The sequence below is a fragment of the Stenotrophomonas maltophilia genome (assembly GCF_900186865.1).
GTDB classification, from domain to species: domain Bacteria; phylum Pseudomonadota; class Gammaproteobacteria; order Xanthomonadales; family Xanthomonadaceae; genus Stenotrophomonas; species Stenotrophomonas maltophilia.
This window is the reverse complement of sequence record NZ_LT906480.1, coordinates 3,508,094-3,533,009: the sequence shown is the minus strand read 5'-3', so window position 1 is coordinate 3,533,009 and position 24,916 is coordinate 3,508,094. Positions and strand designations below refer to the sequence as shown.

The 24,916-nt window shown below is 66.1% G+C and carries 24 protein-coding genes and 3 tRNA genes; 20 read left to right on the top strand and 7 right to left on the bottom strand.

Going from position 1 to position 24,916, the window contains the following annotated elements; all coding sequences use genetic code 11:
• The first annotated feature begins 123 nt into the window (after positions 1 to 123).
• From CKW06_RS16900 to pnp, 9 genes are all read left to right on the top strand, one after another.
• A tRNA-Met gene (locus CKW06_RS16900) sits at positions 124 to 200 on the top strand.
• 82 nt (positions 201 to 282) lie between these two features.
• A tRNA-Met gene (locus CKW06_RS16895) sits at positions 283 to 359 on the top strand.
• 366 nt (positions 360 to 725) lie between these two features.
• Positions 726 to 1,316 (top strand): ribosome maturation factor RimP, encoded by a 591-nt coding sequence (gene rimP, locus CKW06_RS16890; protein WP_005410450.1) that lies wholly within the window; start codon positions 726 to 728, stop codon positions 1,314 to 1,316.
• Between the two features lie 4 nt (positions 1,317 to 1,320).
• A complete protein-coding gene (nusA, locus tag CKW06_RS16885; protein ID WP_005410449.1) occupies positions 1,321 to 2,832 on the top strand; it encodes a transcription termination factor NusA in 1,512 nt (503 codons plus the stop codon).
• Between the two features lie 92 nt (positions 2,833 to 2,924).
• Entirely contained in the window at positions 2,925 to 5,570 is a 2,646-nt protein-coding gene (gene infB / locus CKW06_RS16880; RefSeq protein ID WP_005410448.1) for a translation initiation factor IF-2, read from the top strand.
• Positions 5,571 to 5,702: 132 nt separating this feature from the next.
• Positions 5,703 to 6,086, top strand: coding sequence for a 30S ribosome-binding factor RbfA (rbfA, locus tag CKW06_RS16875; RefSeq protein ID WP_005410447.1), 384 nt, complete (start codon positions 5,703 to 5,705; stop codon positions 6,084 to 6,086).
• Between the two features lie 107 nt (positions 6,087 to 6,193).
• A complete protein-coding gene (gene truB / locus CKW06_RS16870; protein ID WP_038645392.1) occupies positions 6,194 to 7,102 on the top strand; it encodes a tRNA pseudouridine(55) synthase TruB in 909 nt (302 codons plus the stop codon).
• Between the two features lie 170 nt (positions 7,103 to 7,272).
• Positions 7,273 to 7,533 (top strand): 30S ribosomal protein S15, encoded by a 261-nt coding sequence (gene rpsO, locus CKW06_RS16865; RefSeq protein WP_005410445.1) that lies wholly within the window; start codon positions 7,273 to 7,275, stop codon positions 7,531 to 7,533.
• A gap of 151 nt (positions 7,534 to 7,684) precedes the next feature.
• Complete coding sequence (gene pnp / locus CKW06_RS16860; RefSeq protein ID WP_005410444.1) at positions 7,685 to 9,793, top strand: polyribonucleotide nucleotidyltransferase; 2,109 nt, start codon at positions 7,685 to 7,687, stop codon at positions 9,791 to 9,793.
• Between the two features lie 127 nt (positions 9,794 to 9,920).
• Here the strand turns inward: pnp and CKW06_RS16855 are convergent, their stop codons facing one another.
• A complete protein-coding gene (locus CKW06_RS16855) occupies positions 9,921 to 10,907 on the bottom strand; it encodes a tetratricopeptide repeat protein (protein WP_231910806.1) in 987 nt (328 codons plus the stop codon).
• A 216-nt stretch (positions 10,908 to 11,123) separates the two neighbouring features.
• Between CKW06_RS16855 and CKW06_RS16850 the strand changes: the two genes are divergently transcribed.
• Both CKW06_RS16850 and CKW06_RS16845 read left to right on the top strand, forming a co-directional pair.
• The gene (locus CKW06_RS16850; protein WP_038645399.1) at positions 11,124 to 12,314 is read left to right on the top strand and encodes a glycoside hydrolase family 18 protein; all 1,191 of its coding nucleotides are present in this window, start codon (positions 11,124 to 11,126) and stop codon (positions 12,312 to 12,314) included.
• Between the two features lie 90 nt (positions 12,315 to 12,404).
• Positions 12,405 to 12,797: a VOC family protein gene (locus CKW06_RS16845; RefSeq protein ID WP_005410442.1), complete on the top strand. Its 393-nt coding sequence runs from the start codon at positions 12,405 to 12,407 to the stop codon at positions 12,795 to 12,797.
• Between the two features lie 129 nt (positions 12,798 to 12,926).
• Here the strand turns inward: CKW06_RS16845 and CKW06_RS16840 are convergent, their stop codons facing one another.
• Genes CKW06_RS16840 through CKW06_RS16830 form a run of 3 tightly spaced genes read right to left on the bottom strand, consistent with a single transcriptional unit; the run spans position 12,927 to position 15,056 of the window.
• Positions 12,927 to 14,486 carry a PepSY-associated TM helix domain-containing protein gene (locus CKW06_RS16840; RefSeq protein WP_005414066.1) on the bottom strand — a complete coding sequence of 520 codons (1,560 nt, stop codon included), beginning with the start codon at positions 14,484 to 14,486 and terminating at the stop codon, positions 12,927 to 12,929.
• A gap of 10 nt (positions 14,487 to 14,496) precedes the next feature.
• Complete coding sequence (locus CKW06_RS16835) at positions 14,497 to 14,760, bottom strand: hypothetical protein (protein ID WP_038645404.1); 264 nt, start codon at positions 14,758 to 14,760, stop codon at positions 14,497 to 14,499.
• On the bottom strand, positions 14,760 to 15,056 hold the full coding sequence (locus tag CKW06_RS16830) for a hypothetical protein (protein WP_005410439.1): 297 nt from the start codon (positions 15,054 to 15,056) through the stop codon (positions 14,760 to 14,762). The genes CKW06_RS16835 and CKW06_RS16830 overlap by 1 nt, the downstream gene beginning before the upstream one ends.
• A gap of 429 nt (positions 15,057 to 15,485) precedes the next feature.
• Between CKW06_RS16830 and thrS the strand changes: the two genes are divergently transcribed.
• The 9 genes from thrS to CKW06_RS16785 all read left to right on the top strand — a co-directional run bounded on the left by thrS (position 15,486) and on the right by CKW06_RS16785 (position 23,311).
• Entirely contained in the window at positions 15,486 to 17,387 is a 1,902-nt protein-coding gene (thrS, locus tag CKW06_RS16825; protein WP_005414065.1) for a threonine--tRNA ligase, read from the top strand.
• Between the two features lie 48 nt (positions 17,388 to 17,435).
• Complete coding sequence (infC, locus tag CKW06_RS16820) at positions 17,436 to 17,978, top strand: translation initiation factor IF-3 (protein ID WP_005410437.1); 543 nt, start codon at positions 17,436 to 17,438, stop codon at positions 17,976 to 17,978.
• A 265-nt stretch (positions 17,979 to 18,243) separates the two neighbouring features.
• A complete protein-coding gene (gene rpmI / locus CKW06_RS16815; protein WP_005410436.1) occupies positions 18,244 to 18,441 on the top strand; it encodes a 50S ribosomal protein L35 in 198 nt (65 codons plus the stop codon).
• A gap of 11 nt (positions 18,442 to 18,452) precedes the next feature.
• Positions 18,453 to 18,812 carry a 50S ribosomal protein L20 gene (gene rplT / locus CKW06_RS16810; protein ID WP_005410435.1) on the top strand — a complete coding sequence of 120 codons (360 nt, stop codon included), beginning with the start codon at positions 18,453 to 18,455 and terminating at the stop codon, positions 18,810 to 18,812.
• 192 nt (positions 18,813 to 19,004) lie between these two features.
• Positions 19,005 to 20,000: a phenylalanine--tRNA ligase subunit alpha gene (locus tag CKW06_RS16805; protein ID WP_005410434.1), complete on the top strand. Its 996-nt coding sequence runs from the start codon at positions 19,005 to 19,007 to the stop codon at positions 19,998 to 20,000.
• 120 nt (positions 20,001 to 20,120) lie between these two features.
• Entirely contained in the window at positions 20,121 to 22,502 is a 2,382-nt protein-coding gene (gene pheT, locus CKW06_RS16800) for a phenylalanine--tRNA ligase subunit beta (RefSeq protein WP_024958005.1), read from the top strand.
• Between the two features lie 27 nt (positions 22,503 to 22,529).
• A complete protein-coding gene (locus CKW06_RS16795; protein WP_005410432.1) occupies positions 22,530 to 22,829 on the top strand; it encodes an integration host factor subunit alpha in 300 nt (99 codons plus the stop codon).
• Positions 22,810 to 23,166, top strand: a complete 357-nt coding sequence (locus CKW06_RS16790; RefSeq protein ID WP_005410431.1) for a MerR family transcriptional regulator — start codon at positions 22,810 to 22,812, stop codon at positions 23,164 to 23,166. Before CKW06_RS16795 ends, CKW06_RS16790 begins: the two co-directional genes overlap by 20 nt.
• Before the next feature lie 68 nt (positions 23,167 to 23,234).
• Positions 23,235 to 23,311, top strand: a tRNA-Pro gene (locus CKW06_RS16785).
• Between the two features lie 65 nt (positions 23,312 to 23,376).
• Here the strand turns inward: CKW06_RS16785 and CKW06_RS16780 are convergent.
• The 3 genes from CKW06_RS16780 to CKW06_RS16770 all read right to left on the bottom strand — a co-directional run bounded on the left by CKW06_RS16780 (position 23,377) and on the right by CKW06_RS16770 (position 24,763).
• The gene (locus tag CKW06_RS16780) at positions 23,377 to 23,817 is read right to left on the bottom strand and encodes a GNAT family N-acetyltransferase (RefSeq protein ID WP_024958006.1); all 441 of its coding nucleotides are present in this window, start codon (positions 23,815 to 23,817) and stop codon (positions 23,377 to 23,379) included.
• Entirely contained in the window at positions 23,814 to 24,167 is a 354-nt protein-coding gene (locus tag CKW06_RS16775) for a DUF6713 family protein (RefSeq protein ID WP_024958007.1), read from the bottom strand. The genes CKW06_RS16780 and CKW06_RS16775 overlap by 4 nt, the downstream gene beginning before the upstream one ends.
• A gap of 86 nt (positions 24,168 to 24,253) precedes the next feature.
• Positions 24,254 to 24,763 (bottom strand): DUF3011 domain-containing protein, encoded by a 510-nt coding sequence (locus CKW06_RS16770; RefSeq protein ID WP_024958008.1) that lies wholly within the window; start codon positions 24,761 to 24,763, stop codon positions 24,254 to 24,256.
• Between the last annotated feature and the right edge of the window lie 153 nt (positions 24,764 to 24,916).

The window sequence follows — 24,916 nt, the reverse complement described above, 5'->3', positions numbered from 1 at the left end:
ACACAAAGCTGCGCGATTCGTGTAATATGCGCAGCCTGAGTTGTCACTGCAGCGGTTCAGCCAGAACATCGTTGCGGTAGCCCTCCTCGAAAGAGAGCAGGGCAGCAGTTCAAACACTTCCGGTGCGGGGTGGAGCAGTCTGGCAGCTCGTCGGGCTCATAACCCGAAGGTCGCAGGTTCAAATCCTGCCCCCGCTACCAACCTCAGATCGGCGCCAACCGGTTTGATGAATGAGGGAAAGCTTGCATTTTTTGGAGCCAAAGCTCATAATTCCGCTTCTGATGCGGGGTGGAGCAGTCTGGCAGCTCGTCGGGCTCATAACCCGAAGGTCGCAGGTTCAAATCCTGCCCCCGCTACCAAGTAAAGAGATCGCCTTCGAAGTCCTGCTTCGAAGGCGTTTTTCTTTGGGTGGCTGCGTCGTTTCTGCGTGATCGGGGTCAGATCCCTTCTCCGCGGGAAAGGGATCTGACCCCAGGTCCGCACCTTGCACCAGCGCGGTGCAGCCGCTATCATCAGCGGCCTAGCAGTACCCCTGAAGGCGGCCTCCCGGCGGGAGTCCGGACCCGGAAGGAGGGCCGCAACCGGCAGGCACTGCAGGTTGCAACCGGAATCCAGTCACCGGAGTCTTTCCGGAAAAGGGGCCCAGCGGGCCCTTTGTCGTTTCCGGGGCGTCATGTTTTCACGCCGGCCAAGGCCGGCACCCAACCAAGAGATCAAGGCAGGCTGTGAGCGACAAGGCAACCGACATCGCGAATCTGCTCGCCCCGACAGTTGTGTCGCTGGGCCTGGAGCTGCTGGGCGTTGAGTATCTGCCGGCCCCCGGCGGTGCGACCCTGCGCCTTTACATCGACGTGCCGCTGGCTGAACAGCCCGAGCGCATCATCAATGTCGACGACTGTGAGCGGGTCAGCCGCGAAGTGTCGGCGCAGCTGGACGTCGAAGACCCCATCAGCGGCAATTACACGCTGGAAGTGTCCTCGCCGGGCGTGGATCGCCCGCTGTTCAACCTGGAGCAGTTCGCTCGCCACCAGGGCGAATCGGCCAAGGTCACGCTGAAGCTGCCGCAGGACAACCGTCGTCGCCTGCAGGGCCGTATCGAGGCAACCGACGAGGCCGCAGGCACCATCACCTTCATCGTCGACAAGACCGAAGTGGTGGTGTCGGCCGACAACATCGACAAGGCACGGATCATGCCCGACTGGGTGGCGCTGGGGCTGGCCCCGAGCAAGCCGACCGGTCCGGCGCCGAAGCGTCCGAAGCCGAACACGAATTCTTCTTCCAACGAGCCGGCGGCAAAGAAGCCGCGCGCGGAGTGAGCCAATGAGCAAGGAACTGTTGCTGGTAGTCGACGCGGTCGCCAACGAGAAGGGCGTGCCGCGTGAAGTGATCTTCGATGCCATCGAGGCCGCCCTGGCCTCGGCAGCGAAGAAGCGCTATCCCGACGAGGAAGTGCTGACCCGCGTGGTCATCGACCACAAGGATGGCAGCTACGAAACCTTCCGCCGCTGGGAAGTGGTGGCCGACGACGTGGTCATGGAATCGCCGGACCGCCAGATCCGCCTGATGGACGCCGTCGACGAAGCCGAAGGCGTGGACGTCGGCGACTACATCGAAGAGCAGATCGAGAACCCGGACTTCGGCCGCATCGCCGCCCAGGCCGCCAAGCAGGTCATCGTCCAGCGCGTGCGCGAAGCCGAGCGCCAGCAGGTCGTGGATGCGTGGAAGGATCGCGTCGGCGAACTGATCACCGGTGTGGTCAAGCGCGCCGAGCGCGGCAACATCTATGTCGACCTCGGTGGCAATGCCGAAGGCTTCATTCCGAAGGACAAGGGCATTCCGCGCGACGTGCTGCGCGCCGGTGACCGCGTGCGCGGCTACCTGGCCGAAGTCCGTTCGGAACCCCGTGGCCCGCAGCTGTTCATCAGCCGCGCCGCCCCGGAATTCATGATCGAGCTGTTCAAGCTGGAAGTGCCGGAAGTCGGCCAGGGCCTGGTGGAAATCAAGGCCTGCGCCCGTGATCCGGGCGACCGCGCCAAGATCGCCGTGCTCGCCCACGACCAGCGCACCGATCCGATCGGTGCCTGCATCGGCATGCGCGGTTCGCGCGTGCAGGCCGTGTCCAACGAGCTCAATGGCGAGCGCGTGGACATCGTGCTGTGGAACGACAACCCGGCCAACTTCGTCATCAACGCGATGGCGCCGGCCGAAGTGCAGTCGATCATCGTCGATGAAGACAAGCACTCGATGGACCTGGCCGTTGCCGAAGACCGCCTGGCCCAGGCGATCGGCAAGGGCGGCCAGAACGTGCGCCTGGCCAGCCGCCTGACCGGCTGGCAGCTCAACGTGATGACCCAGGACCAGGTCACCGCCAAGTCGGAGGCCGAGCAGGCTTCGGCCCGCCAGCTGTTCATGGACAAGCTGGAAGTGGACGAGGAAATCGCCGGCATCCTGGTCAGCGAAGGCTTCGGCACCGTCGAGGAAATCGCATATGTCCCGGTCGGCGAACTGCTGGCCGTGGAAGGTTTCGACGAAGACATCGTCGAAGAGCTGCGCGCTCGTGCCCGCGATGCGCTGCTCAATGAGGCCCTGGCAGTCGAAGAAGGCCTTGAAGACGGCCAGCCGGCGCAGGACCTGCTGTCCCTGAAGGGCATGGACGAAGCCACCGCATATGCGCTGGCCGGCCACGGCGTGCGTACCAGCGAGGACCTGTCCGACCTGGCCGCCGACGAGGTCATGGACTTCGGCATCGAAGGACTGGATCAGGCGCGCGCCGCTGCGCTGATCCTGGCCGCCCGTGCCGAAGAGATCGCCCGACTGGAACGCGGCGAATGAGCCGGCAATGAACAGGGCCCTGAGCCGCTCAGGGCGTAGAATCCGCGCCACCTCCAGATGCGGGGGGGCGCCCACAAGATCATAGGATCCGAATGTCGCAGCAAACCACCATCCGCAAGCTTGCCGAACTGGTCAACACGCCGGTCGAAAAACTGCTGGAACAGCTGGCCGGTGCCGGCATGAAGTTCAGCGGTCCCGACCAGGTCGTGACCAGCTCCGAGAAGGTGAAGCTCCTGGGCTTCCTTCGTCGTTCGCACGGCAAGCCCGAGCAGGCCCCGGAAGAGAGCGATCAGTCTGCAAAGAAGATCACGCTCAACCGCCGGAAGCAGCAGGAAGTGACGGTCAATTCCGGTCGCAGCAAGACGACCGTGAATGTCGAGGTGCGCCAGAAGCGCACCTACGTCAAGGATGGTGCGCGCGCCATGACGCCGGACGAAGAGCGCGCCGACATCCTGCGCAAGCTGGAAGAGTCGCGCGCCCGCAACCTCGCCGAACAGCAGGCCCTGGCCGAGAAGGATCGTCTGCGCGACGAAGCCATCGTCCGTGCCCGTGAGGAAGAGATTGCGGCCAAGGAACGCGCAGAGGCCGAGAAGAAGGCTGCCGAGGAAGCTGCGGCCGCCGCCAAGGCTGCCGAGGCACTGGCGGCCACCAAGCCCAAGCGCGCTCCGATCGATGAAACCGCGCCGCGTCCGCCGCGCACGCCGGCCGCCGCTCCGGCTGCGCCGCGCAGTGCGCCGCCGCCGCCGCGCAACGACGACCGCAACAACCGCAGCGCGCCGCGCAACGAGCGTGGCCCGGGCGACCGTTTCGCCGGCCAGATGCATCTGTCGGCTGCCGACCGTGCGCGTCGTGGCAACAGCAACAACAGCAACACCCGTGGTCGGCCGGGTGGCCGTAACCAGGCCGGTGGCCGTCGCGACATGTCGCGCGGTGGCAACAATGCCGGTCCGCACGCCTTCGAGCGTCCGACCGCGCCGGTGGTGCGTGAAGTGGCGATCGGCGACACGATCACCGTGGCCGACCTGGCGCAGAAGCTCGCGCTGAAGGGCGGCGAGGTGGTCAAGGCGCTGTTCAAGATGGGCGTGATGGCCACCATCACCCAGTCCATCGACCACGACACCGCCGCGCTGGTGACCGAAGAACTCGGCCACAAGGCGATCCGTGCCAACGACAACGACGCCGAGGACGCACTGCTGGCCTCGACCGGTGAAAACCAGGGCGAAGCCACCCAGCGTCCGCCGGTGGTCACCATCATGGGCCACGTCGACCACGGCAAGACCTCGCTGCTGGATTACATCCGCCGCACCAAGGTCGCCACCGGCGAAGCCGGCGGCATCACCCAGCACATCGGTGCTTACCACGTTGATACGCCGAAGGGCGTGATCAGCTTCCTGGATACCCCGGGCCATGCTGCCTTCACCTCGATGCGTGCCCGCGGCGCCAAGCTGACCGATATCGTGGTGCTGGTCGTGGCCGCCGATGACGGCGTCATGCCGCAGACCAAGGAAGCGATCCAGCACGCCCGTTCGGCGGGTGTGCCGCTGATCGTGGCGATCAACAAGATCGACAAGTCCGACGCCGACCCGATGCGGGTCAAGAACGAACTGCTGTCCGAGCAGGTCGTGGCCGAAGATTTCGGTGGTGATACCCAGATGGTGGAGATCTCGGCCAAGACCGGCCTGGGCATCGACGATCTGCTGGACGCCATCTCGATCCAGGCCGAACTGCTGGAACTGAAGGCCGTCGACGAAGGCCGCGCCTCGGGCGTGGTGATCGAATCGTCGCTGGACAAGGGCCGCGGCCCGGTCGCTACCGTGCTGGTGCAGCAGGGTCGCCTGAAGAAGGGCGACTACCTGGTGTGCGGCATCCAGTACGGCCGCGTGCGTGCGCTGTTCGACGAAACCGGCAAGCAGCCGGAGTTCGCCGGCCCGTCCATCCCGGTGCAGGTCCTGGGCCTGTCCGGCGTGCCGGAAGCCGGTGATGACTTCGTGGTGGTCGAGGACGAGCGCCTGGCCAAGGACGTTGCCCAGCAGCGTGAGACCAAGCGCCGTGAATCGCGTCTGGTCGCCACCGCCGGCAGCCGCATGGAAGACATCATGGCGACCCTGGGCAAGGGCGAGGGCCAGCAGGTCCTCAACCTGGTCATCAAGGCCGACGTGCAGGGTTCGGTGCAGGCCCTCAGCCAGGCGCTGGTGGCACTGTCCAACGAAGACATCCGCATCAACGTGATCCACTCCGGCGTGGGCGGCATCACCGAATCGGACGCCAACTCGGCGGCCGCTTCGAAGGCCACCGTCATCGGCTTCAACGTGCGTGCGGATGCTTCGGCCCGTCGCATCATCGAATCCAACGGCGTGGACCTGCGCTACTTCTCGATCATCTATGACGTGATCGATCAGGTGAAGCAGGTGGCCTCCGGTCTGCTGGGCGTGGAGATCCGCGAAGAGATCATCGGTATCGCCGAGGTCCGCGACGTGTTCCGCAGCTCCAAGCTGGGCGCCGTTGCCGGCTCGATGGTCATCGAGGGCGTGGTCAGGCGCAACAAGCCGATCCGCGTGCTGCGCGACAGCGTGGTGATCTTCGAGGGCGAGCTGGAGTCGCTGCGTCGCTTCAAGGAGAACGTCGAGGAAGTCCGCAACGGTACCGAGTGCGGTATCGCGGTGAAGGCCTACAACGACGTCAAGCCGGGTGACCAGATCGAGTGCTTCGAGCGTATCGAAGTGCCGCGCACCCTGTAATGCTGCAAGGTGGCCCGACCAACGGTCGGGCCCCACCATGGACCTGTAGCGCCCGACCCTTGGTCGGGCGACAATTGAATCAAAGGTAGCGCCCGACCGTTGGTCGGGCGACAACTGAACCAAGAGCTCCTCGTGCCCAAGACTTTCCATCGAACCGACCGTGTCTCCGCCCAGCTGCGCCGTGAACTCGGCACCCTGGTGCACAACGCCGTGCGCGAGCATGGGTTGCCCTCGGTGAGCGTGTCCGACGTGGAAATCACCCGCGACATGGCCCATGCCAAGGTGTTCGTCACCGCGCTGATGCCGGAACGTTCGGCCGAAGCCGTGGCCGGCCTGAAGGAGCTGGGCTACCGCCTGCGCATGGACCTGGCCCGCGCGATGAAGCTGCGCCACGTGCCGGAGCTGCATTTCCACTACGACGACTCGGTCGACCGTGGTGAGCACATCGACAACATCCTGCGCGACCTGCCCGATACGCTGGCCGCGGAGAAGCGTCGCGAGAGCGACGAAGAATAACCGCGTGGCGCCGGGCATGCCCGGCGTTGTTGCATTCCGGCTGCGCGATGTCTGATGCAGACCGCGCTGCGGCAGTCGAGCATGGCTCGACCCTACAAAATTCTGCCATGACCCGAATTCCGTTCCGCCGCCTGGATGGCATCCTGCTGCTCGACAAGTCGACCGGCATGAGTTCCAACGCCGCCCTGCAGGTAGCCCGCCGCCTGTTCCGCGCCGAGAAAGGGGGGCACACCGGCAGCCTTGACCCGCTGGCCACCGGCCTGCTGCCGCTGTGCTTCGGCGAGGCAACCAAGATCGCCGGCCTGCTGCTCGGCTCGGCCAAGGCCTACGACGCCGAGATCGTTCTGGGCCAGACCACCGATACCGACGATGCCGAAGGCCAGGTGCTGCTGCAGCGCCCGGTGCCGGCCATCAGTGCCGAAGCGCTGCAGGCCGCACTGGCGGCGCTGACCGGCAACATCCGCCAGCGTGCCCCGATCTATTCGGCGCTGAAGCAGGGCGGTGAGCCGCTGTATGTGAAGGCCCGCCGCGGCGATGTCATCGAAGCGCCCGAACGCGAGGTGCAGGTACATGCCATCGAGGTGCTGGAGCAGCAGCCGGAACGGTTGCGGCTGCGCGTGACCTGCGGCTCCGGCACCTACATCCGCAGCCTGGCCCGCGACCTGGGCGAGGCGCTGGGCTGTGGTGCCCACATCAGCGCACTGCGTCGGCTCTGGGTCGAGCCGTTCCGTGAGCCGGTGATGGTCACCTTGGACCAGCTGCGGGCGATGGTCGAGGCGGGGGACGAGGCGGGCATGGACGCGCTGCTGCTGCCGCTGGCGGCCGGCCTGGCCGAGTACCCGCGGGTCGACCTGGATGCCGACCAGGCCCACCGCTTCTGCGTCGGCCAGCGCCAGCGCGATCTGTCCTGGCCGCGTGGCCTGGTGGCGGTGTTTGGTCCGGACGACGCTGTCCAGGGCCTGGGCCAGGTCGACGAAAGCGGCCTGCTGGCCCCGCAGCGTCGTTTCAACCTCTGACCGGGCCCGGGCGGTTCAGCCCCGGTCCTTGTCCCGGAAGCCCCCGACCGTTACAATTTCGCGGCCGTTTTCCGGCAGCCTGCCTGGCAGGTTTCATCCTCGTAGTCCACGGCGAGCCTGGCGGTGCGCGAAGCGCGTTCCTGCCGGCCACGCATCACAGAGAAAAAGAAATGTCGATCGACACCCAGAAGGTCATTGAAGACAACAAGCGCAGCTCGGCTGACACCGGCTCCCCGGAAGTCCAGGTTGCGCTGCTGACCGCCCGCATCGAACTGCTGACCGGCCACTTCAAGACCCACAAGAAGGACCACCACAGCCGCCGCGGCCTGCTGCAGATGGTCAACCGCCGTCGCAGCCTGCTCGACTACCTGAAGAAGAAGGACGTCGAGCGCTACAAGGCCCTGATCGAGAAGCTTGGCCTGCGTCGCTAAGCAACGAATCCCCCGCGGCGCAGCGATGCGCCGCGGTTTTGTTTTGTAGTACCGCAATCCCCGATTCAGGCCGGAACGATCCGGCCACCCGCTGGCGGCAAGGGTCGCCGACGGTCCAAATTCGCAGACAGCATCCCCAAGGACACCCTCCGTGGCAAAAATCACCAAAACCTTCCAGTACGGCAAGCACACCGTCACGCTTGAGACCGGCGAAGTCGCCCGTCAGGCCAGCGGCGCCGTCATCGTCAAGATGGACGACACCGTACTGCTGGTCACCGCCGTCGCCGCCAAGAGCGCGCGCGAAGGCCAGGACTTCTTCCCGCTGACCGTCGATTATCAGGAAAAGTTCTACGCCGGCGGCCGTATCCCGGGTGGTTTCTTCAAGCGTGAAGGCCGTGCGACCGAGAAGGAAACCCTGATCTCGCGTCTGATTGACCGTCCGATCCGTCCGCTGTTCCCGGAAGACTACAAGAACGAAGTGCAGATCATCGCCACGGTCATGTCGTTGAACCCGGACGTGGACGGCGACATCCCGGCCCTGATCGGTGCCTCCGCTGCCCTGGCCCTGGCCGGCACCCCGTTCATGGGTCCGATCGGCGCTGCCAAGGTCGGTTACAAGAACGGCGAGTACATCCTGAACCCGACCGTCAGCGAACTGGCTGACTCGCAGCTGGAACTGGTCGTCGCCGGTACCTCCAACGCCGTGCTGATGGTTGAATCCGAAGCCGCGCTGCTGTCCGAAGAAGTGATGCTGGGCGCCGTGACCTTCGGTCACCGCGAAATGCAGAAGGTCATCAACGCGATCAACGAGCTGACCGTCGAAGCCGGCACCAAGCCGTCGACCTGGGAAGCCCCGGCCAAGAACGACGCGCTGATCTCCGCCCTGAAGGAAGCCATCGGCCCGCGCCTGGGCGAAGCCTTCCAGGTGCGTGACAAGCTGCAGCGCCGTGACGCCATCTCGGCAATCAAGAAGGACGTGTTCGAAACCCTGGCTGGCCGCGTGGCCGCCGAAGGCTGGAACCCGGCCGAGCTGTCGAAGGAATTCGGCGAGCTGGAATACCGCACCATGCGTGACTCGGTGCTGGACACCAAGGTCCGTATCGACGGCCGTGCGCTGGACACCGTCCGCCCGATCGCCGTGAAGACCGGCGTGCTGCCGCGTACCCACGGTTCCTCGCTGTTCACCCGTGGCGAAACCCAGGCCATCGTGACCATCACCCTGGGCACCGCCCGTGACGGCCAGGTCATCGACGCCGTTGCCGGTGAGTACAAGGAAAACTTCCTGTTCCACTACAACTTCCCCCCGTTCTCGGTGGGTGAGTGCGGCCGCATGATGGGCCCGAAGCGCCGCGAAATCGGCCACGGTCGCCTGGCCAAGCGCGGCGTGCTGGCTGTCATGCCGTCGCTGGAAGCCTTCCCGTACACCATCCGCGTCGTCTCGGAAATCACCGAGTCGAACGGTTCCTCGTCGATGGCCTCGGTCTGCGGCTCGTCGCTGGCCCTGATGGACGCCGGCGTGCCGGTGAAGGCTCCGGTGGCCGGTATCGCCATGGGCCTGGTCAAGGAAGGCGAGCGCTTCGTCGTCCTGTCCGACATCCTGGGTGACGAAGATCACCTGGGCGACATGGACTTCAAGGTCGCCGGTACCGCTGAGGGCATTTCCGCCCTGCAGATGGACATCAAGATCGAAGGCATCACCGAAGAGATCATGAAGCAGGCCCTGCAGCAGGCCAAGGCTGGCCGTCTGCACATCCTGGGCGAAATGGCCCACGGCCTGACCGCTCCGCGTGAAGAGCTGTCGGACTACGCGCCGCGCCTGCTGACCATCAAGATCCACCCGGACAAGATCCGCGAAGTGATCGGCAAGGGTGGTTCGACCATCCAGGCCATCACCAAGGAAACCGGCACCCAGATCGACATCCAGGACGACGGCACCATCGTCATCGCTTCGGTCAACGCCATCGCTGCGCAGGCCGCCAAGGCCCGCATCGAGCAGATCACCTCGGACGTCGAACCGGGCCGCATCTATGAAGGCAAGGTCGCCAAGATCATGGACTTTGGTGCGTTCGTCACCATCCTGCCGGGCAAGGACGGTCTGGTCCACGTGTCGCAGATCTCCAGCGACCGCGTCGAGAAGGTCGGCGACGTGCTGAAGGAAGGCGATGTGGTCAAGGTCAAGGTGCTGGAAGTCGACAAGCAGGGCCGTATCCGCCTGTCGATGAAGGCCGTGGAAGAAGGCGACGCCGCCAGCGCCGAATAATCGGTATTGCTGATTGTGCGGTGGGTGAGGACCGTTGGTCCTCACGCTTTCGCAAATGAAAAAGCGGGCTTCGGCCCGCTTTTTCTTTGCCTGGAATCCTGTGGATGAGGACCGTTGGTCCTTGCACTTACGCGCCTTCTTCGTCCTCCCCCAGCCACCAGACCTGGCCTGGCTCCGGGGCGCTCATCGGGTGCTCGCGCTGTTCGATGGCCTCCAGCACCCGGCTGGGGGCTGCAGCGACCCACACCGCCATGAGCTTTTCCACCGCAGCCCGGCCCTGTGCGGCCACGCCGAGGTCACGTTCGCGTCTCCATTGGTCTTCATCTGGCGCCTCATCACCATGCTGGTGCGGCGTGCCGTAGCTGCAGCGGCGGCACAGCCGGCGCACGGTGGCCGTCCAGTCCTCGACCATGCCGATGCCTGGCAGCGTGATGGCCTCCAGGGCAGCGATGTCATCGGCCGAATCACACTGCACGAACACGGTGAAGGTCGTCATGTCCGATGCCTGCAGGCGCTGCATCGCGTTGAACACCGGCACCTGGCGCTCGCCGTAGGTGCGCTGGCCGGTTGATGCGCCGTCGTGCAGCACGATGTCGCCGAAGCGGAAGCCGCTTTCGGGCAGCGGTACGTTGTCGATGCGTGCACGCACCGGATCAATGCGGCTCATATACACCACTTCGGCATCGGACCACGGTGCCAAGCGCACACAGGCCACGCCGAAGTTGCCCTCGATCGGACCTTCGCCCTCGGGCAGGGTGATGCCACAGCGGGCCCATTGGCGGCGCGCTTCGGCCCAGTCACCGGTGCCGGTGGCGGCGATACCGGCATTCCACGCGGTGGCTTCATCGAACTCGCCGCGCAGCTGTTCTGATTGCCGGTTGTCCTGCAGCGAGGCAGCCCAGTCGCGCAGGTATTTGTGCGCCAATCCGCGCATGTAATGCAGATACGGCACTTCGGGAGCGAGTGCGATCAGCTCGCCGAACAGCGCCACTGCCTGCTGCAGGTCGCCCTCGCGGAAGACGGCGTAGGCGCGTGCCTCCAGTGCCTGGTGTTCGTCGAGGATTTCGTCGTCCAGCAGGTCGCCGTCGTCAATGTCGTTGTGGTCGGTGCTCATGTCCATGCACGGTTGGAGGTCCGCGGCTACCTTAGCCGATGCATGGGAGACCGGCGTCGGTGTGTGTCCTGCTGCAGTGCATGACGGCAATCGCATGTCTGCCCCGATGTCGTCAAGGGATGCGGCGTGCCTGTCCACTGGACGACATGCCGCGACAACCATCCCGCAGCCCCATCCGTTTGCTAACGTGGCGGCGCCTTCGAACCGGGAGATCCCATGTTCCGCCAGACCGTGGCCGTCCTTGCCGTGCTGATTGCCGGCGCCCTGCCCATTGCCTCGCATGCCGCGCCCGCACAGCCGCCGATCTTCGGTGCCTACTACCCCGGCGGCTCGGCCGCGCGCTACCCGGTGTCGGGCATTCCGGCCGAGCGCCTCACCCACCTGTTCTACGCGTTCTCCACCATCGAGGACGGCCGCTGCACGGTCGGCGCCGAAGCGCCGAAGAATTTTGCTGCGCTGGCCGAGCTGAAGAAGGCGCACCCGCATCTGCGCACGCTGATCTCAATTGGTGGATGGGGCGCAGGTGGATTCTCCGATGCAGCGCTGACCGAGGCCAGCCGCAAGCGCCTGGTCGACTCGTGCATGGCGCTGTTTTTCGACCGCCATGCCGGCAGCTTCGATGGCGTGGACATCGACTGGGAGTTCCCGGTCAGTGGCGGACCGAAGGAGCTGGCGCACCGCCCGCAGGATCGCGCCAACCTGACCCGGCTCGCGCAGGCGTTCCGCATGGCACTCGACGCGCACGGGCGCAAGGAGCGACAGCCGATGCTGCTGACCGCCGCGCTGGCCGCCGGTCGCCTGCAGACCGATGGCCCCTACGATCCAGCAGCGAGCTACGACCTGCCGGCGTTGGCCAAGGTGTTCGATTTCATCAACCTGATGAGCTACGACATGGGCACCGGCTTCTCGGCAGTGTCCACGTTCAACGCGCCCTTGCATGAGGTTCCGGCCGATCCGCTGGCCCCGGAGCTGCGGCGCTGGAACAACGTGGCCGGCGCGGTGCAGTACTACCGCGAGCACGGCGTGCCGGCCGAGAAGCTGGTGCTGGGCGTACCGTTCTACGGGCGCGGCTTCAAGGTCACCGGCGATGCAGCGGATGGGCTGTACCAGTCCTACAGTGCGCCGGCCGACGCCGGCGACTGGCGGGTGATCAAGGCGCGCTATCTCGATCAGCCGGGTTGGACGAAACACTGGCAGCCGCAGGCGCAGAGCCCGTGGCTGTACAACGCCGGGCAGAAGATCTTCATCAGCTATGAAGACCCGCGCTCGGTCGGCCTGCGTGCGCAGTTCGCCCGTGAGCAGGGCCTGGCCGGGGTGTTCATGTGGGAGCTGACCGGCGACGACGAACAGGCCAGCCTGCTCAACGCCATGCTGGGCCCCTGGCAGAAGGCGCGCATCGGCGATTGAGCTGCATCAGGCGATGCCCGGCGCAATGCCGCAATACCATTGGCCCAACCCCGCACAGCATCGCCACGCCCGCAGCGTTACGCTGCGGGCATGATCCATCTTGAACGCCTGGACCACCTGGTCCTCACCGTCGCCGACATCGACCGCAGCTGTGATTTCTACCAGCGCGTGCTCGGCATGCAGGTCGTGCGCTTCGGCGCGGGTCGTACCGCGCTGCAGTTCGGCCAGCAGAAGATCAATCTGCATGCGGCCAGTGCTCCGCTGCAGCCGCATGCGCTGCGGCCCACGCCGGGCAGTGCCGACCTGTGCCTGGTCACGCGCATGGCGACAGTCGATGTGCTGTCCCACCTGCAGGCGCAGTCCGTTGCAGTGGAGGAGGGGCCGGTTGCACGCACCGGCGCGCTGGGGCCGATCGAATCGGTGTATTTCCGCGACCCGGATGGCAACCTGATCGAAGTGAGTCGTTACCCCGGCGAGGCATGATCCTGCTTGGGTAGCGTCGAGCTTGCTCGACGGTGCTTGGCGCGAAATCAACAGCTGTCGAGCAAGCTCGACGCTACAGGGGGCGTTGCGCGCAACGGTAGGTAGCGCCGGGCCATGCCCGGCGAAGGTTCAGTTGGCCCAGACGCTGTTGGGATCGCCGTTGCGGGCGCGGCGCTGGCTGGCCACTGCCAGGCGGGCAAAGCCGAAGGCCATGGCCAGCGCGATGGCGTCGACCCAGAACAGCGGCCAGTGGCCACGCGCGGCGGCGCGCCAGAGCCAGTCACCATTGAGTGCGCCGTGCAGCACCGGTACCAGCGCGGTACTGATCGCCGCCGCCCACAGCAACTCGCGTGCGGCCTGCGCCGGGCGTCGCAGCGCGGCCCACAGCGCACAGGCCGCCCAACTGCCGAAGCAGGCCCAGCGGATGCCGCGATCGACCGCCGTCGGCGCCAGCCGCTCCAGTACCAGCGCGGTGACGAACGCGACCGAGATCGCCACGCACAGGCCGATGCACACGCCGACCGTCGCCCGCGCCATGTTCACCCCGGCGCGCGGCTGCTGCGGCTGGCGACGCTTGCGCCGCGACTCGATCCACAGCAGGTTGCCCGAATAGAACAGGAACGCACCGCCAAGGCCGAGCAGGAAGTACAGCCAGACCACCACGCCGTTGCCGAATTCGCCGAAGTGCAGCGCGTAGGCGGCGCTGAGCGTGGCGTGGTTGGCGTCGCGCTGGCCCGGCAGCTGCGAGGCCAGAACGTCGCCGGTGGCCACGTCCAGCGCCACCGCGCCAAGCGGGCCGAGCGTGCCGGTGGATTCGCCGGTGATCTCGATGGTGGCATTGGCATCGCCGGCATTGGCCAGCTTCAGGTAGGCCGGTTCGAAGTTGGCCACGCCCTGTGCGCGGGCGACTTCAAGCGCGCGCGCATGCAGCACGCGCAGGCTGCCCGGCGGTGCCGGAATGCCACTGGCATCGCGCACGGGCGCGGTGTCCATCGCCGTCGGCACCGCCTGCAGCGCCTTGCCGTCGTAGATCAACGGGTTGAGCAGGGCCATCTGCACGAACACCAGGCAGAGCAGGGCACCGGTCACCGCGAACATCAGGTGAAAAGGCAGGCTGAGCACGCCGATCACGTTGTGCGCGTCCTGCCACAGCTGCTTCAGGTTGCGGCCCGGACGCAGCGCGAACAGGTCGCCGAGCAGCTTCGGCAGATGGATCACCAGGCCGCTGAGCAGTGCCATGCCGTACAGCAGGCTGACAATGCCCATCACGTAGATCCCGGCCACGGGCAGGCCGAGGCTGTAATGGAGCTCGTTGACCAGTTCGGCCAGTCCGGTCTGCGGTGGTGTGGGGCTGCCGGCGATCTGGCCGGGCCAGGCATAGCGCCAGCTGCCGTCATCGGCCTGCCAGTACGCAAGCGGCTGCGGGTGTTCGGCGCCGGGGAAGGTCATGCCGACGTGGCGGCGTGCCTCCGGATGCGCAGCCAGCACGTCTTCCAGCAGGTACTGCGCATCGTCCAGCCCGGCGGGCAGTGCGGTGGCGGCTCCCGGGGTCTGCCACAGTGGCAGGTCGTGATGGAACAGGGTCAGCGCACCTGCGTAGAAGGCCACGAACAGGCCGAAGCCGGCCACCAGGCCGACCCAGGTATGCAGGGTGGTGAACGTGCGCAGGGTCTGCGAACTGAACTTCATGGGAGAGGTCTCATTGCACCGCGCCGGTCAGGCGCAGCAGCCCGAGCATGGCGAAGCCGGCGGCGGCGCTGCCACCCAGCACCAGCCAGGCGCGCAGCGCGCTGCGGAAACTGAACGCCCACAGGGCGGCCAGCATCCACAGCGGGATGAAAGCGATCAGGGTCGGCACCAGCGCCCGCTGCCAGGGGCCGGGCGGTACCCATGCCAGCAGGCCGGTCGCGGCCGCGGCCAGGAAGAAGCCGGCCACGGTGCCAGCGAAGGCGCGCGGCCACATCAGGGCGACTCCGTGCCGGGACGGTGCCAGGCGGCCAGCGCCGGTAGCAGCATCGCGGCCAGCATCCAGGTGCACAACATCGCCACCAGGCCGGCGGCAAAGCCGAGCTCGGCCATCCACAGCCACAGCGCGGCGGCAGCGGCGACCAGGCCGATCTGGCGGCCCAGGCGGCCGGCGCGGCGCAGGCGCGGCCAGCGGCAATGCGGCGAAGCGGCATAGAAGGCCAGCGCCGAGAACATCGCTGCCAGCATGCCCAAGCTGCAGAAGCCGAGCGTGGAAAGGCCGACGGTGATCATTGCGGGCGGCCGGCCTGGCAGCGGGCCGGCGAACGCGGGGCACGGGCGGGGCCGGCGGAAGCCGGTCGGAGCGGGTGGCGCATCACGGGGTCCTGGGGGAAAGCGGGCAGGCTGGCACGGAGCGGCCTGCGCCGACATGGTAATCATTGCAATTTCACGCCGCCAGCGAGGCACATTCAGCCGACCGTACGGTAGCCCTTGGGCTTTCCCGTGCGCTGGTTTAAGATCATCGTAGAACCCTGACTGGAACAAGGTGGCCCGCGCCCAGCGCCGGCCGAGCGTGCGACATGAGCACTACCACCGCCCACTGTTGACCTGCCCCCGAAGGCCCTGTGTTCCAGGCGCCCTCGCGGCGCTTTTTTATTGCCCGGGCGCCGCCCCGGGAACGCTTTCCAGCCCGCTCAGCGGGCCCCGCACGAAGCCACTGCGATGATCAACATTACTCTTCCCGACGGCAGCCGCCGCGAATTTGAAAACCCCGTCAGCGTCATGGAGGTCGCCCAGTCGATCGGCGCCGGCCTGGCCAAGGCCACCATCGCCGGTGCCGTGGATGGCGTGCTGGTCGATGCCAGCGACGTCATCGACCACGATGCCAGCCTGCGCATCATCACCGCCAAGGACGAGGAGGGCGTGGAGATCATCCGCCACTCCTGCGCCCACCTGGTCGGCCACGCCGTCAAGCAGCTCTACCCGGACGTGAAGATGGTGATCGGCCCGGTGATCGCCGAAGGCTTCTATTACGACATCTACTCCGAGCGCCCGTTCACCCCGGACGACATGGCCGCGATCGAGAAGCGCATGGGCGAGCTGATCGCCCAGGACTACGACGTCATCAAGAAGATGACCCCGCGCGCCGAAGTGATCGAGATCTTCAAGGCCCGTGGCGAGGACTACAAGCTGCGCCTGATCGAGGACATGTCCGAGGACATCCAGGCGATGGGCATGTACTACCACCAGGAATACGTGGACATGTGCCGTGGCCCGCACGTGCCGAACACGCGCTTCCTGAAGGCCTTCAAGCTGACCCGCATCTCCGGCGCCTACTGGCGCGGCGACGCGCAGAACGAGCAGCTGCAGCGCATCTACGGCACCGCCTGGGCCGACAAGAAGCAGCTCGAGGCGTACATCAAGCGCATCGAAGAAGCTGAAATGCGCGACCACCGCCGCATCGGCAAGCAGCAGGACCTGTTCCACCTGCAGGAAGAAGCACCGGGCCTGGTGTTCTGGCACCCGAAGGGCTGGGCGCTGTGGCAGGTGGTCGAGCAGTACATGCGCAAGGTCTACCGCAACAGCGGTTACGGCGAAGTGCGCTGCCCGCAGATCCTGGACGTGAGCCTGTGGAAGAAGTCCGGTCACTGGGACAACTACCAGGACAACATGTTCTTCACCGAATCGGAGAAGCGCACGTACGCGGTCAAGCCGATGAACTGCCCGGGCCACATCCAGGTGTTCAACCAGGGCCTGCACAGCTACCGCGACCTGCCGATCCGCTATGGTGAGTTCGGTTCGTGCCATCGCAACGAGCCGTCCGGCGCGCTGCACGGCATCCTGCGCGTGCGTGGCTTCACCCAGGACGACGGCCACGTGTTCTGCACGGAAAACCAGATCGAGTCGGAAGTGACGGCCTTCCACCAGCAGGCGCTGGCGGTCTACCAGCACTTCGGTTTCGACGAGATCCAGATCAAGATCGCGCTGCGCCCGGAATCGCGCCTGGGCGACGACGCCACTTGGGACAAGGCCGAAGGCGCGCTGCGCTCGGCGCTGACCGCCTGTGGCGTGGAATGGCAGGAGCTGCCGGGCGAGGGCGCCTTCTACGGCCCGAAGATCGAGTACCACCTGAAGGATGCCATCGGCCGTACCTGGCAGCTGGGCACCATGCAGGTCGACTTCATGATGCCGGGCCGCCTGGGCGCCGAGTACGTGGACGAGAACAGCCAGAAGAAGCACCCGGTCATGCTGCACCGCGCCATCGTCGGCTCGATGGAGCGCTTCCTGGGCATCCTGATCGAGCACCATGCCGGCCAGTTCCCGGCCTGGCTGGCGCCGACCCAGGTGGTGGTGGCCAACATCACCGACGCCCAGGCCGACTACGTCTCGGGCGTGACCAAAACCCTTGCGGAGCAAGGCTTCCGCGTCAGCTCGGATTTGCGTAACGAGAAGATCGGCTATAAAATCCGCGAGCATACGTTGCAGCGCGTGCCCTACCTGCTGGTCATCGGTGACCGCGAGAAGGAAAATGGGGCTGTGGCGGTGCGTACGCGTTCTGGCGAAGACCTGGGCAGCATGAGCCTGCAGGCCTTCATCGAGCGGCTCCACGCCGAGGGCGCGTAAGCAAAGGTCCGGTCCGGGCGCACAGGCACCCGGGCCGGTTCGATACCCTTGGGAGAACGTAATATCAGCACCCCTGACAACAAACAGAACCGCAAGAATCAGGAAATCCGTGTGCCGCGCGTCCGCGTGATCGGCAGTGACGGAGAAATGATCGGCGTGTTGTCGCGCGACGAAGCGCTGTCCATGGCCGAAGATGAAGGCCTGGACCTGGTCGAGATCCAGCCGCAGGCCGATCCGCCGGTCTGCAAGATCATGGACTTCGGCAAGTTCAAGTTCGAAGCGCAGAAGAAGGCCAGCGAGGCCAAGAAGAAGACCAAGCAGGTCGAGATCAAGGAAGTGAAGTTCCGTCCGGTCACGGACGAGGGCGACTACCAGATCAAGCTGCGCAAGATGCGCGGGTTCCTCGAAGATGGTGACAAGATCAAGGTCAACATCCGTTTCCGTGGCCGTGAAATGAGCCACCAGGAACTGGGCCGCGAAATGGCCAACCGGATCGAGACCGATCTGGGCGAGGACATCGTCATTGAATCCCGTCCGCGCCTGGAAGGGCGTCAGATGGTCATGATGATCGCGCCGAAGAAGAAGACCTGAGGCCTGACGGGCCGCCTTCCGGGGCGCCTGGCTGAAGGGTTCAGGGTAAGGGGACGCCGCTGGCGTCCCTTTGCTTTTGCTGGACGCCGGTGAATCGCCGGTAAAGGGTTGCAGGGGCTGGTGGCAGGGCGGTTTTGCCTGTATCATGCCCGGCTCGACCCACCCAGGACGGGTCGTACGCCGATCATGGCAGGACGGAAAGAGCGGCCCAGGCCGCCGCCAGATCAGTCAGAAACCAGGGTCATATCCCATCAAGGACATTGCAATGCCCAAGATCAAGACCAACCGGGCAGCGGCCAAGCGTTTCCGCAAGACCGCCTCGGGCAAGTACAAGTGCGGCCACGCCAACCGTAGCCACATCCTCACGAAGAAAGCGACCAAGCGTAAGCGTAATCTGCGTCAGACGGGCCATGTCCGTGCAGAAGACGCAGGCCGTCTGGACCGCATGCTCCCTTACCTCTGAGGAACTGAAAAATGGCACGAGTTAAGCGTGGCGTACAGGCGCGTCGCCGCCACAAGAAAATCCTGGATCTCGCCAAGGGCTATTACAACGCCCGCCGTAAGGTCTTCCGCGTCGCCAAGCAGGCGGTCATCAAGGCACAGCAGTACGCCTACATCGGCCGTAAGCAGAAGAAGCGCAACTTCCGTTCGCTGTGGATCACCCGTATCAATGCGGCTGCCCGCATCAACGGCCTGAGCTACAGCCGCTTCATGAACGGTCTGCTGAAGGCCGGCATCACCCTGGATCGCAAGGTCCTGGCTGACATCGCCGTGCACGACGCAGCCGGTTTTGCTGCGCTGGCCGAAAAGGCCAAGGGCGCGCTGGCGGCATAAGTCCTTCCCGATGCCGTAACCGTTCACTCGGACGGTGTCAGGTCAAGGCAATGCATGGGGAAGGGCGCAAGTCCTTCCCCATTCTTTTTTGGGTCCCGGCGAGGCCACGACGGCAGCGCGGGGACGGCGGTGGCGACAGGGGTCGGCCCTTCGCGCATCGCGATGGCAGATCGACTGGAGTTCCAGCCCCCCATGAGCGACATCCAATCCCTCACCACCCAGGCGCTGGCCGATGTGGCCGCCGCACAGAGCCCCGACGTGCTGGAGCAGTTGCGCGTGGCCCTGCTTGGCAAGAGCGGCAGCATCACCTCGCAGCTCAAGCAGCTCGGTGCCCTGCCGGCCGACGAGCGCAAGGCCGCCGGTGAAGCGATCAACCAGGCCCGCGACGTGCTGACCCGCGCGCTGGGCGAGCGCAAGGCGCTGCTGGAAGACGCGGCACTGGATGCGCGCCTGGCCGCCGAAGCCATCGACATCACCCTGCCGGGCCGCAATGGCGACCGTGCCGGCCTGCACCCGATCACCCGCACCCTGGAGCGCATCACCGGCATCTTCGGCCGGCTGGGCTACGAGCTGTCGGAAGGGCCGGAGATCGAGGACGACTGGCACAACTTCGAGGCGCTGAACTTCCCGCCGCACCACCCGGCGCGCGCCATGCATGACACCTTCTACTTCGGCGACGGCCGCCTGCTGCGTACGCATACCTCCGGTGTGCAGGTGCGCTACATGGGCGACCACGCGCCGCCGCTGCGCATGATCGCCGCCGGCAAGGTGTACCGCAGCGACAGCGACCAGACCCACTCGCCGATGTTCCACCAGGTGGAAGGCCTGCTGGTCGACGAGCATTCGACCTTCGCCGACCTGAAGGGCACGCTGGCCGAGTTCGTGCGCGCGTTCTTCGAGCGCGACTTCGAGATGCGCTTCCGCCCCAGCTACTTCCCGTTCGTTGAACCGGGCGCGGAAGTGGACATCGCCTGGCAGCAGCCCGATGGCAGCACCCGCTGGCTGGAAGTGCTCGGCTGCGGCATGGTGCATCCGAACGTGCTGCGCAATGTCGGCATCGATCCGGAGCGCTACACCGGCTTCGCCTTCGGCATGGGCGTGGAGCGTTTCGCGATGCTGCGCTACGGCGTCAACGACCTGCGCGCGTTCTTCGAGAACGATGTGCGGTTCCTGAAGCAGTTCGCGTAAGCCGCAACCGTGTAGAGCCGAGCCATGCTCGGCTGCTTTCTGGATGGACGCCTGCTTGCGCATGCGCTGGGCGACCCCAAAAACCGCAACGGGAGGCACGCCTCCCACCAGGGTGACACCATGAAATTCTCCGAAAACTGGCTTCGCAGCCACGTCCCGACCTCCGCCTCGCGCGATGAGCTGAGCGCGGTGCTGACCGCCATCGGCCTGGAAGTGGAAGAAGTAACCGCGCTTGGCGAAGGCCTCGATCACGTGGTCGTGGCACGCATCGTTGAAGCCGTGCGCCATCCGGAAGCCGACCGCCTGCAGGTGTGCAGGGTCGATGCCGGGCAGGGCGAACTGCTGCAGATCGTGTGCGGCGCACCGAACGCACGCCCGGGCCTGGTCGCGCCGCTGGCGATGGTTGGTGCGCAGATCGGCGAGCTGAAGATCAAGCCGGCCAAGCTGCGTGGCGTCGAGTCCAACGGCATGCTCTGCTCGGCCAAGGAGCTGGGCCTGGACAGCGATGCGTCCGGTCTGCTGGAACTGCCGGACGATGCCCCGATCGGCCAGACCCTGGTCGAGTACCTGGGCCTGCCGGACGCCAGCATCGAGATCAAGCTGACCCCGAACCGCGCCGACTGCTTCAGCCTGCGCGGCATCGCCTACGACGTCGCCGCCGCCACCCGCAGTGAAGTGCTGGACTTCGCGGCCGACGCCATTGCGGCTGTCGGCAGCCGTGAGCTGGCCATCCAGCTCGACGCCGGCGCCGAAGCGCCGCGTTACCTGGGCCGTGTCATCGAAGGCGTCAATGCTGCCGCCAGGACCCCGCTGTGGATGGCCGAGCGCCTGCGCCGCAGCGGCGTGCGTCCGGTCTCGCTGCTGGTCGACATCACCCAGTACGTGATGCTGGAGCTGGGCCAGCCGATGCACGCGTACGACCTCGGCACCCTGCAGGGCAGCATCGCCGTGCGCCGTTCGCGCGCGGGCGAGACGCTGAAGCTGCTGGACGGCCGCGATGCTGCGCTGGACGACAGCTTCCTGGTGGTCACCGATGCTGACCGTGCGGTCGGCCTGGCCGGCCTGATGGGTGGCTTCGACACCCGCGTCACCGACGCGACCACCGCCGTGTTCCTGGAAGCCGCGCACTTCGCGCCGGCCGCGATCATGGGCCGTGGCCGCAAGCTGGGCCTGCACACCGATGCCGGCCATCGCTTCGAGCGCGGCGTCGATCCGGCGCTGCCGCGCACCGCGATCGAGTACGCCACCCGCCTGGTGCTGGACCTGGCCGGCGGTACCCCGGCACCGGTCACCGAGGCCGTGCGTGAAGCCGATCTGCCGCAGCCGGCGACCATCGTGCTGCGCCGCGCCCGCATCACCCGCGTGCTCGGCATCAGCATCGACGATGCCGAAGTCGAGCGCATCCTGCGCGCGCTGGGCATGGACGTGGTTGCCACCGCCGAGGGCTGGCAGGTCACGGCGCCGAGCCGCCGCTTCGACATCGCCATCGAAGAAGACCTGATCGAAGAGCTGGCCCGCATCCACGGTTACGAGCAGATCCCGACCACGCTGCCGGGCGGTGCCTCGCGCGTGGCGATGCCGAGCGAGACCCAGCTGGACGCGCTGAGCGTGCGCCGCCAGCTGATCGCCCGTGACCAGCAGGAAACCGTCAACTTCGCCTTCGTCGACGACGCGCTGCTGACCCAGTGGCAGCTGCGCGACGGTCTGGTGCCGCTGGCCAACCCGCTGTCGGCGGAACTGGCGGTGATGCGTCCGTCGCTGCTGCCGGGCCTGGTCGCCACGCTTGGCCGCAATGCCACGCGCCAGCTGGGCCGCGTGCGCCTGTTCGAGATCGGCCGTGTGTTTGCCCAGCAGGGCGGAGACGGCCAACCGGCGCCGCTGGAAACCCCGCGCGTGGCCGCTGCGGTCTGCGGTGAGGCGCAGGCGGTGCAGTGGGGCCTGCCGACCCGCAAGGTCGATTTCCATGACCTGAAGGGCGACCTGGAATCACTGGCGGCTGCCAGTGGCGCGCAGCTGGAGTTCCGTCCGTCGGCCCGCGCCTACGGCCACCCGGCGCGTTCGGCCGAGGTGTTCCGCGATGGCGTGGCCATCGGCTGGATCGGCCAGATCCATCCGCGCCTGGCGCGGGCGATGGAGATCGAGGCCGACGTGTACGCCTTCGAGCTGGACCTGGAGCCGCTGACCGCCCGTCGCCTGCCGCGTGCCGGCGAGCTGTCGCGCTTCCCGGCGGTGCGCCGCGACCTGGCGTTCCTGGTGCCTGAGCAGGTGGCCTGGGCCGACCTGGCGGCGACCGTCCGCCAGGCCGCCGGCCCGCTGCTGCGCGACCTGAACCTGTTCGACCGCTATGTTGGCCAGGGCGTCGAGCCGGGCTTCAAGAGTCTCGCTATGGGCTTGATTTTGCAGGACAAGTCGCGCACTCTGACGGACCGCGACGTGGATGCGGTGGTGGCCGAGGCGGTCACTGCCATCGAGCGTGAACACCACGCCCGGATCCGCGGCTGAGCGGGCAGCACTCGGGGGTAGCAGGCAATGGCATTGACCAAGGCGGAGATGGCGGAAAAGCTGTTCGACGAAGTCGGTCTGAACAAGCGTGAAGCCAAGGAATTCGTCGACGCGTTTTTCGATGTGCTGCGTGAAGCATTGGAACAGGGACGTCAGGTGAAGCTGTCGGGCTTCGGTAATTTCGATCTGCGGCGCAAGAACCAGCGCCCGGGTCGCAACCCCAAGACTGGCGAGGAAATTCCGATTTCCGCCCGTACGGTGGTCACCTTCCGTCCGGGCCAGAAGCTCAAGGAGAGGGTGGAGGCTTATGCTGGATCCGGGCAGTAACCGCGAACTACCGCCGATCCCGGCCAAGCGCTACTTCACCATTGGTGAGGTCAGCGAGCTGTGCGACGTCAAGCCGCACGTCCTGCGCTACTGGGAAACCGAGTTTCCCAGCCTTGAGCCGGCCAAGCGCCGAGGCAACCGCCGCTACTACCAGCGCCATGACGTGCTGATGGTGCGGCAGATCCGCAGCCTGCTGTACGAACAGGGCTACACCATCGGTGGTGCCCGCCTGCGCCTGGATGGCCCCGATGCCCGCGAGGAATCGGCGCTGAGCAACCAGATCATCAAGCAGGTGCGCATGGAGCTGGAAGAAGTGCTGCAGTTGTTGCGCCGCTGATCCCATTTCCATCGTAATCCGCTATACTTCACGGCCCGCCGCACTGGCGGGCACATCGCAGCATCAGTCGGGGCGTAGCGCAGCCTGGTAGCGCATCTGCCTGGGGGGCAGAGGGTCGTCGGTTCGAATCCGGCCGTCCCGACCACTGTGATGAATCAAGGAGCCTGCGCAGCAATGCGTGGGCTTTTTTGTGCGTTCTGCAGATGCTGATCAGTCTTCCGCGAAGCGGTAGATGAGTTCCGGATCGCCTTCATCCAGGCCATGCACGATGCCGCTGCCCACGAAGCCGGCGGCAGCGAGCAGGCGTTGCATGCCCGTGTTGGAGGCATTGGTCGAGGTGAACAGCTTGCCGCCACCACGCCACGTGATCGCGTGCCGCAGCAGGATGGCGCCGATGCCCTGGCTGCGCTGTTCGCGCGCCACCATCAACATGTCAATGAAGGCTTCGCCAAAGAAGTGGTGATGGATGACCAGGTAGCCGACGATCTTGCCGTCCTGCTCGGCGACCTGCACGACGCCGTGCGCCAGCCAGTCGGCAATCTGCATGATCCGCCGTGGATCAGTGGCTGCCACGCTGTCGAGCGCGATCAAGGCATCTGCGTCCTGCGGAATGCCGTCGCGCAGGTGCGGAGAAGAGGACGTCCGGTTCATCGCGGGCGCAGCTTCAGCAACAGGCCGCCACCCGACACAAAGCAGGCGAGCAGGACGGCAGTCGACAGCGGCAGGTGGAATTCACTGCGACCGAACAGGGCAAAGGCCAGATGGATCAGTGCCGTGCCAATGCCGAGCCCCCCGCACGCCAGTGCATAGCTGCGCGCCGTGGATGTGCCCAGCACGATCTGGCGATAACCCCAAAGCACGGCGCCGACTGCGAACAGGTTGAACAGCAGGAAGCCCTGGATGCCACCGGGGACATGGAACATGGCCCATTCCTGCCAGAACGCAGCGTCGATCTGATGCAGGATCAACGCCAGCAGCGTCGCCCGATACCATCGTTCCATGTCGTGCTCCCTGCCGTGCAGGCCATAGTCTATCGACTCCGCCTGGCACGCACGCCTGCTCGATGCAGCCAGCGCGCGGCCGGCAGTCAATACACCCGGAACTCGGCACGGCAGCCGTCGCTGACCCACATCCCACGGCGGTCCCAGCCCCAGTTGCGGTCCTCGATGCAGGCTGTCACCGATTTCTGCCTGACCAGCCGTACCTCATGGCGCACGCGAATCCGGCACTCCTTGTCCTTGTTCTCGTAGGACTCGCAGACCAGGCGTTCGCCCTCGTTGTCGCGATCACGGCTGCGGCCACGTCCCGGCCAGCGGCCGTGTTCGTCGGCAACGAACTCGGCGCGGCAGCCGTCGGTCACCCACAGCATGCGCCGGCTCTGGCCCCAGTTCTGGTCTTCCACGCAACGGGTCACCGACAGCTGCCTGGCCAGGCGCATCGGTCCCTCGATGGGGCATTGCTCGGTCTTGTTGAACTGGGATTCGCAGCGCAGCGCTGGAATGTGATCAGTGTCGTAGTCCTGGGCGGCCACGGCGGTGGCGGCCAGCAGCAGGGCAAGGGCGGCGCCGGTGATCGGCAGCAGCGGGCGAAGGGTCATGGGGGAGCCTCGGGCGGGGATTCGGGCGGCAAGAATGACCCAGCACGGGGCCGTCGGAACGCATCGTTCCGGAAGCGGCTCAGGAGGGATTTAGTAGTGCGCACCAGCCCATGCAGAGGCTTACATCCCGTATCATCGCTGCACATCCGATCG

What these genes read in the sequence shown, in the direction of transcription:
- CKW06_RS16840 (WP_005414066.1), bottom strand. Translation starts at nt 14,486, where the DNA reads ATGAAGTTCAGTTCGCAGACCCTGCGCACGTTCACCACCCTGCATACC.
- rpsO (WP_005410445.1), top strand. Translation starts at nt 7,273, where the DNA reads ATGTCGATCGACACCCAGAAGGTCATTGAAGACAACAAGCGCAGCTCG.
- rpmI (WP_005410436.1), top strand. Translation starts at nt 18,244, where the DNA reads ATGCCCAAGATCAAGACCAACCGGGCAGCGGCCAAGCGTTTCCGCAAG.
- infB (WP_005410448.1), top strand. Translation starts at nt 2,925, where the DNA reads ATGTCGCAGCAAACCACCATCCGCAAGCTTGCCGAACTGGTCAACACG.
- pheT (WP_024958005.1), top strand. Translation starts at nt 20,121, where the DNA reads ATGAAATTCTCCGAAAACTGGCTTCGCAGCCACGTCCCGACCTCCGCC.
- CKW06_RS16770 (WP_024958008.1), bottom strand. Translation starts at nt 24,763, where the DNA reads ATGACCCTTCGCCCGCTGCTGCCGATCACCGGCGCCGCCCTTGCCCTG.
- nusA (WP_005410449.1), top strand. Translation starts at nt 1,321, where the DNA reads ATGAGCAAGGAACTGTTGCTGGTAGTCGACGCGGTCGCCAACGAGAAG.
- truB (WP_038645392.1), top strand. Translation starts at nt 6,194, where the DNA reads ATGACCCGAATTCCGTTCCGCCGCCTGGATGGCATCCTGCTGCTCGAC.
- CKW06_RS16790 (WP_005410431.1), top strand. Translation starts at nt 22,810, where the DNA reads ATGCTGGATCCGGGCAGTAACCGCGAACTACCGCCGATCCCGGCCAAG.
- CKW06_RS16775 (WP_024958007.1), bottom strand. Translation starts at nt 24,167, where the DNA reads ATGGAACGATGGTATCGGGCGACGCTGCTGGCGTTGATCCTGCATCAG.
- CKW06_RS16845 (WP_005410442.1), top strand. Translation starts at nt 12,405, where the DNA reads ATGATCCATCTTGAACGCCTGGACCACCTGGTCCTCACCGTCGCCGAC.
- CKW06_RS16795 (WP_005410432.1), top strand. Translation starts at nt 22,530, where the DNA reads ATGGCATTGACCAAGGCGGAGATGGCGGAAAAGCTGTTCGACGAAGTC.
- CKW06_RS16850 (WP_038645399.1), top strand. Translation starts at nt 11,124, where the DNA reads ATGTTCCGCCAGACCGTGGCCGTCCTTGCCGTGCTGATTGCCGGCGCC.
- rplT (WP_005410435.1), top strand. Translation starts at nt 18,453, where the DNA reads ATGGCACGAGTTAAGCGTGGCGTACAGGCGCGTCGCCGCCACAAGAAA.
- CKW06_RS16830 (WP_005410439.1), bottom strand. Translation starts at nt 15,056, where the DNA reads ATGATCACCGTCGGCCTTTCCACGCTCGGCTTCTGCAGCTTGGGCATG.
- CKW06_RS16855 (WP_231910806.1), bottom strand. Translation starts at nt 10,907, where the DNA reads ATGAGCACCGACCACAACGACATTGACGACGGCGACCTGCTGGACGAC.
- thrS (WP_005414065.1), top strand. Translation starts at nt 15,486, where the DNA reads ATGATCAACATTACTCTTCCCGACGGCAGCCGCCGCGAATTTGAAAAC.
- CKW06_RS16835 (WP_038645404.1), bottom strand. Translation starts at nt 14,760, where the DNA reads ATGTGGCCGCGCGCCTTCGCTGGCACCGTGGCCGGCTTCTTCCTGGCC.
- CKW06_RS16780 (WP_024958006.1), bottom strand. Translation starts at nt 23,817, where the DNA reads ATGAACCGGACGTCCTCTTCTCCGCACCTGCGCGACGGCATTCCGCAG.
- CKW06_RS16805 (WP_005410434.1), top strand. Translation starts at nt 19,005, where the DNA reads ATGAGCGACATCCAATCCCTCACCACCCAGGCGCTGGCCGATGTGGCC.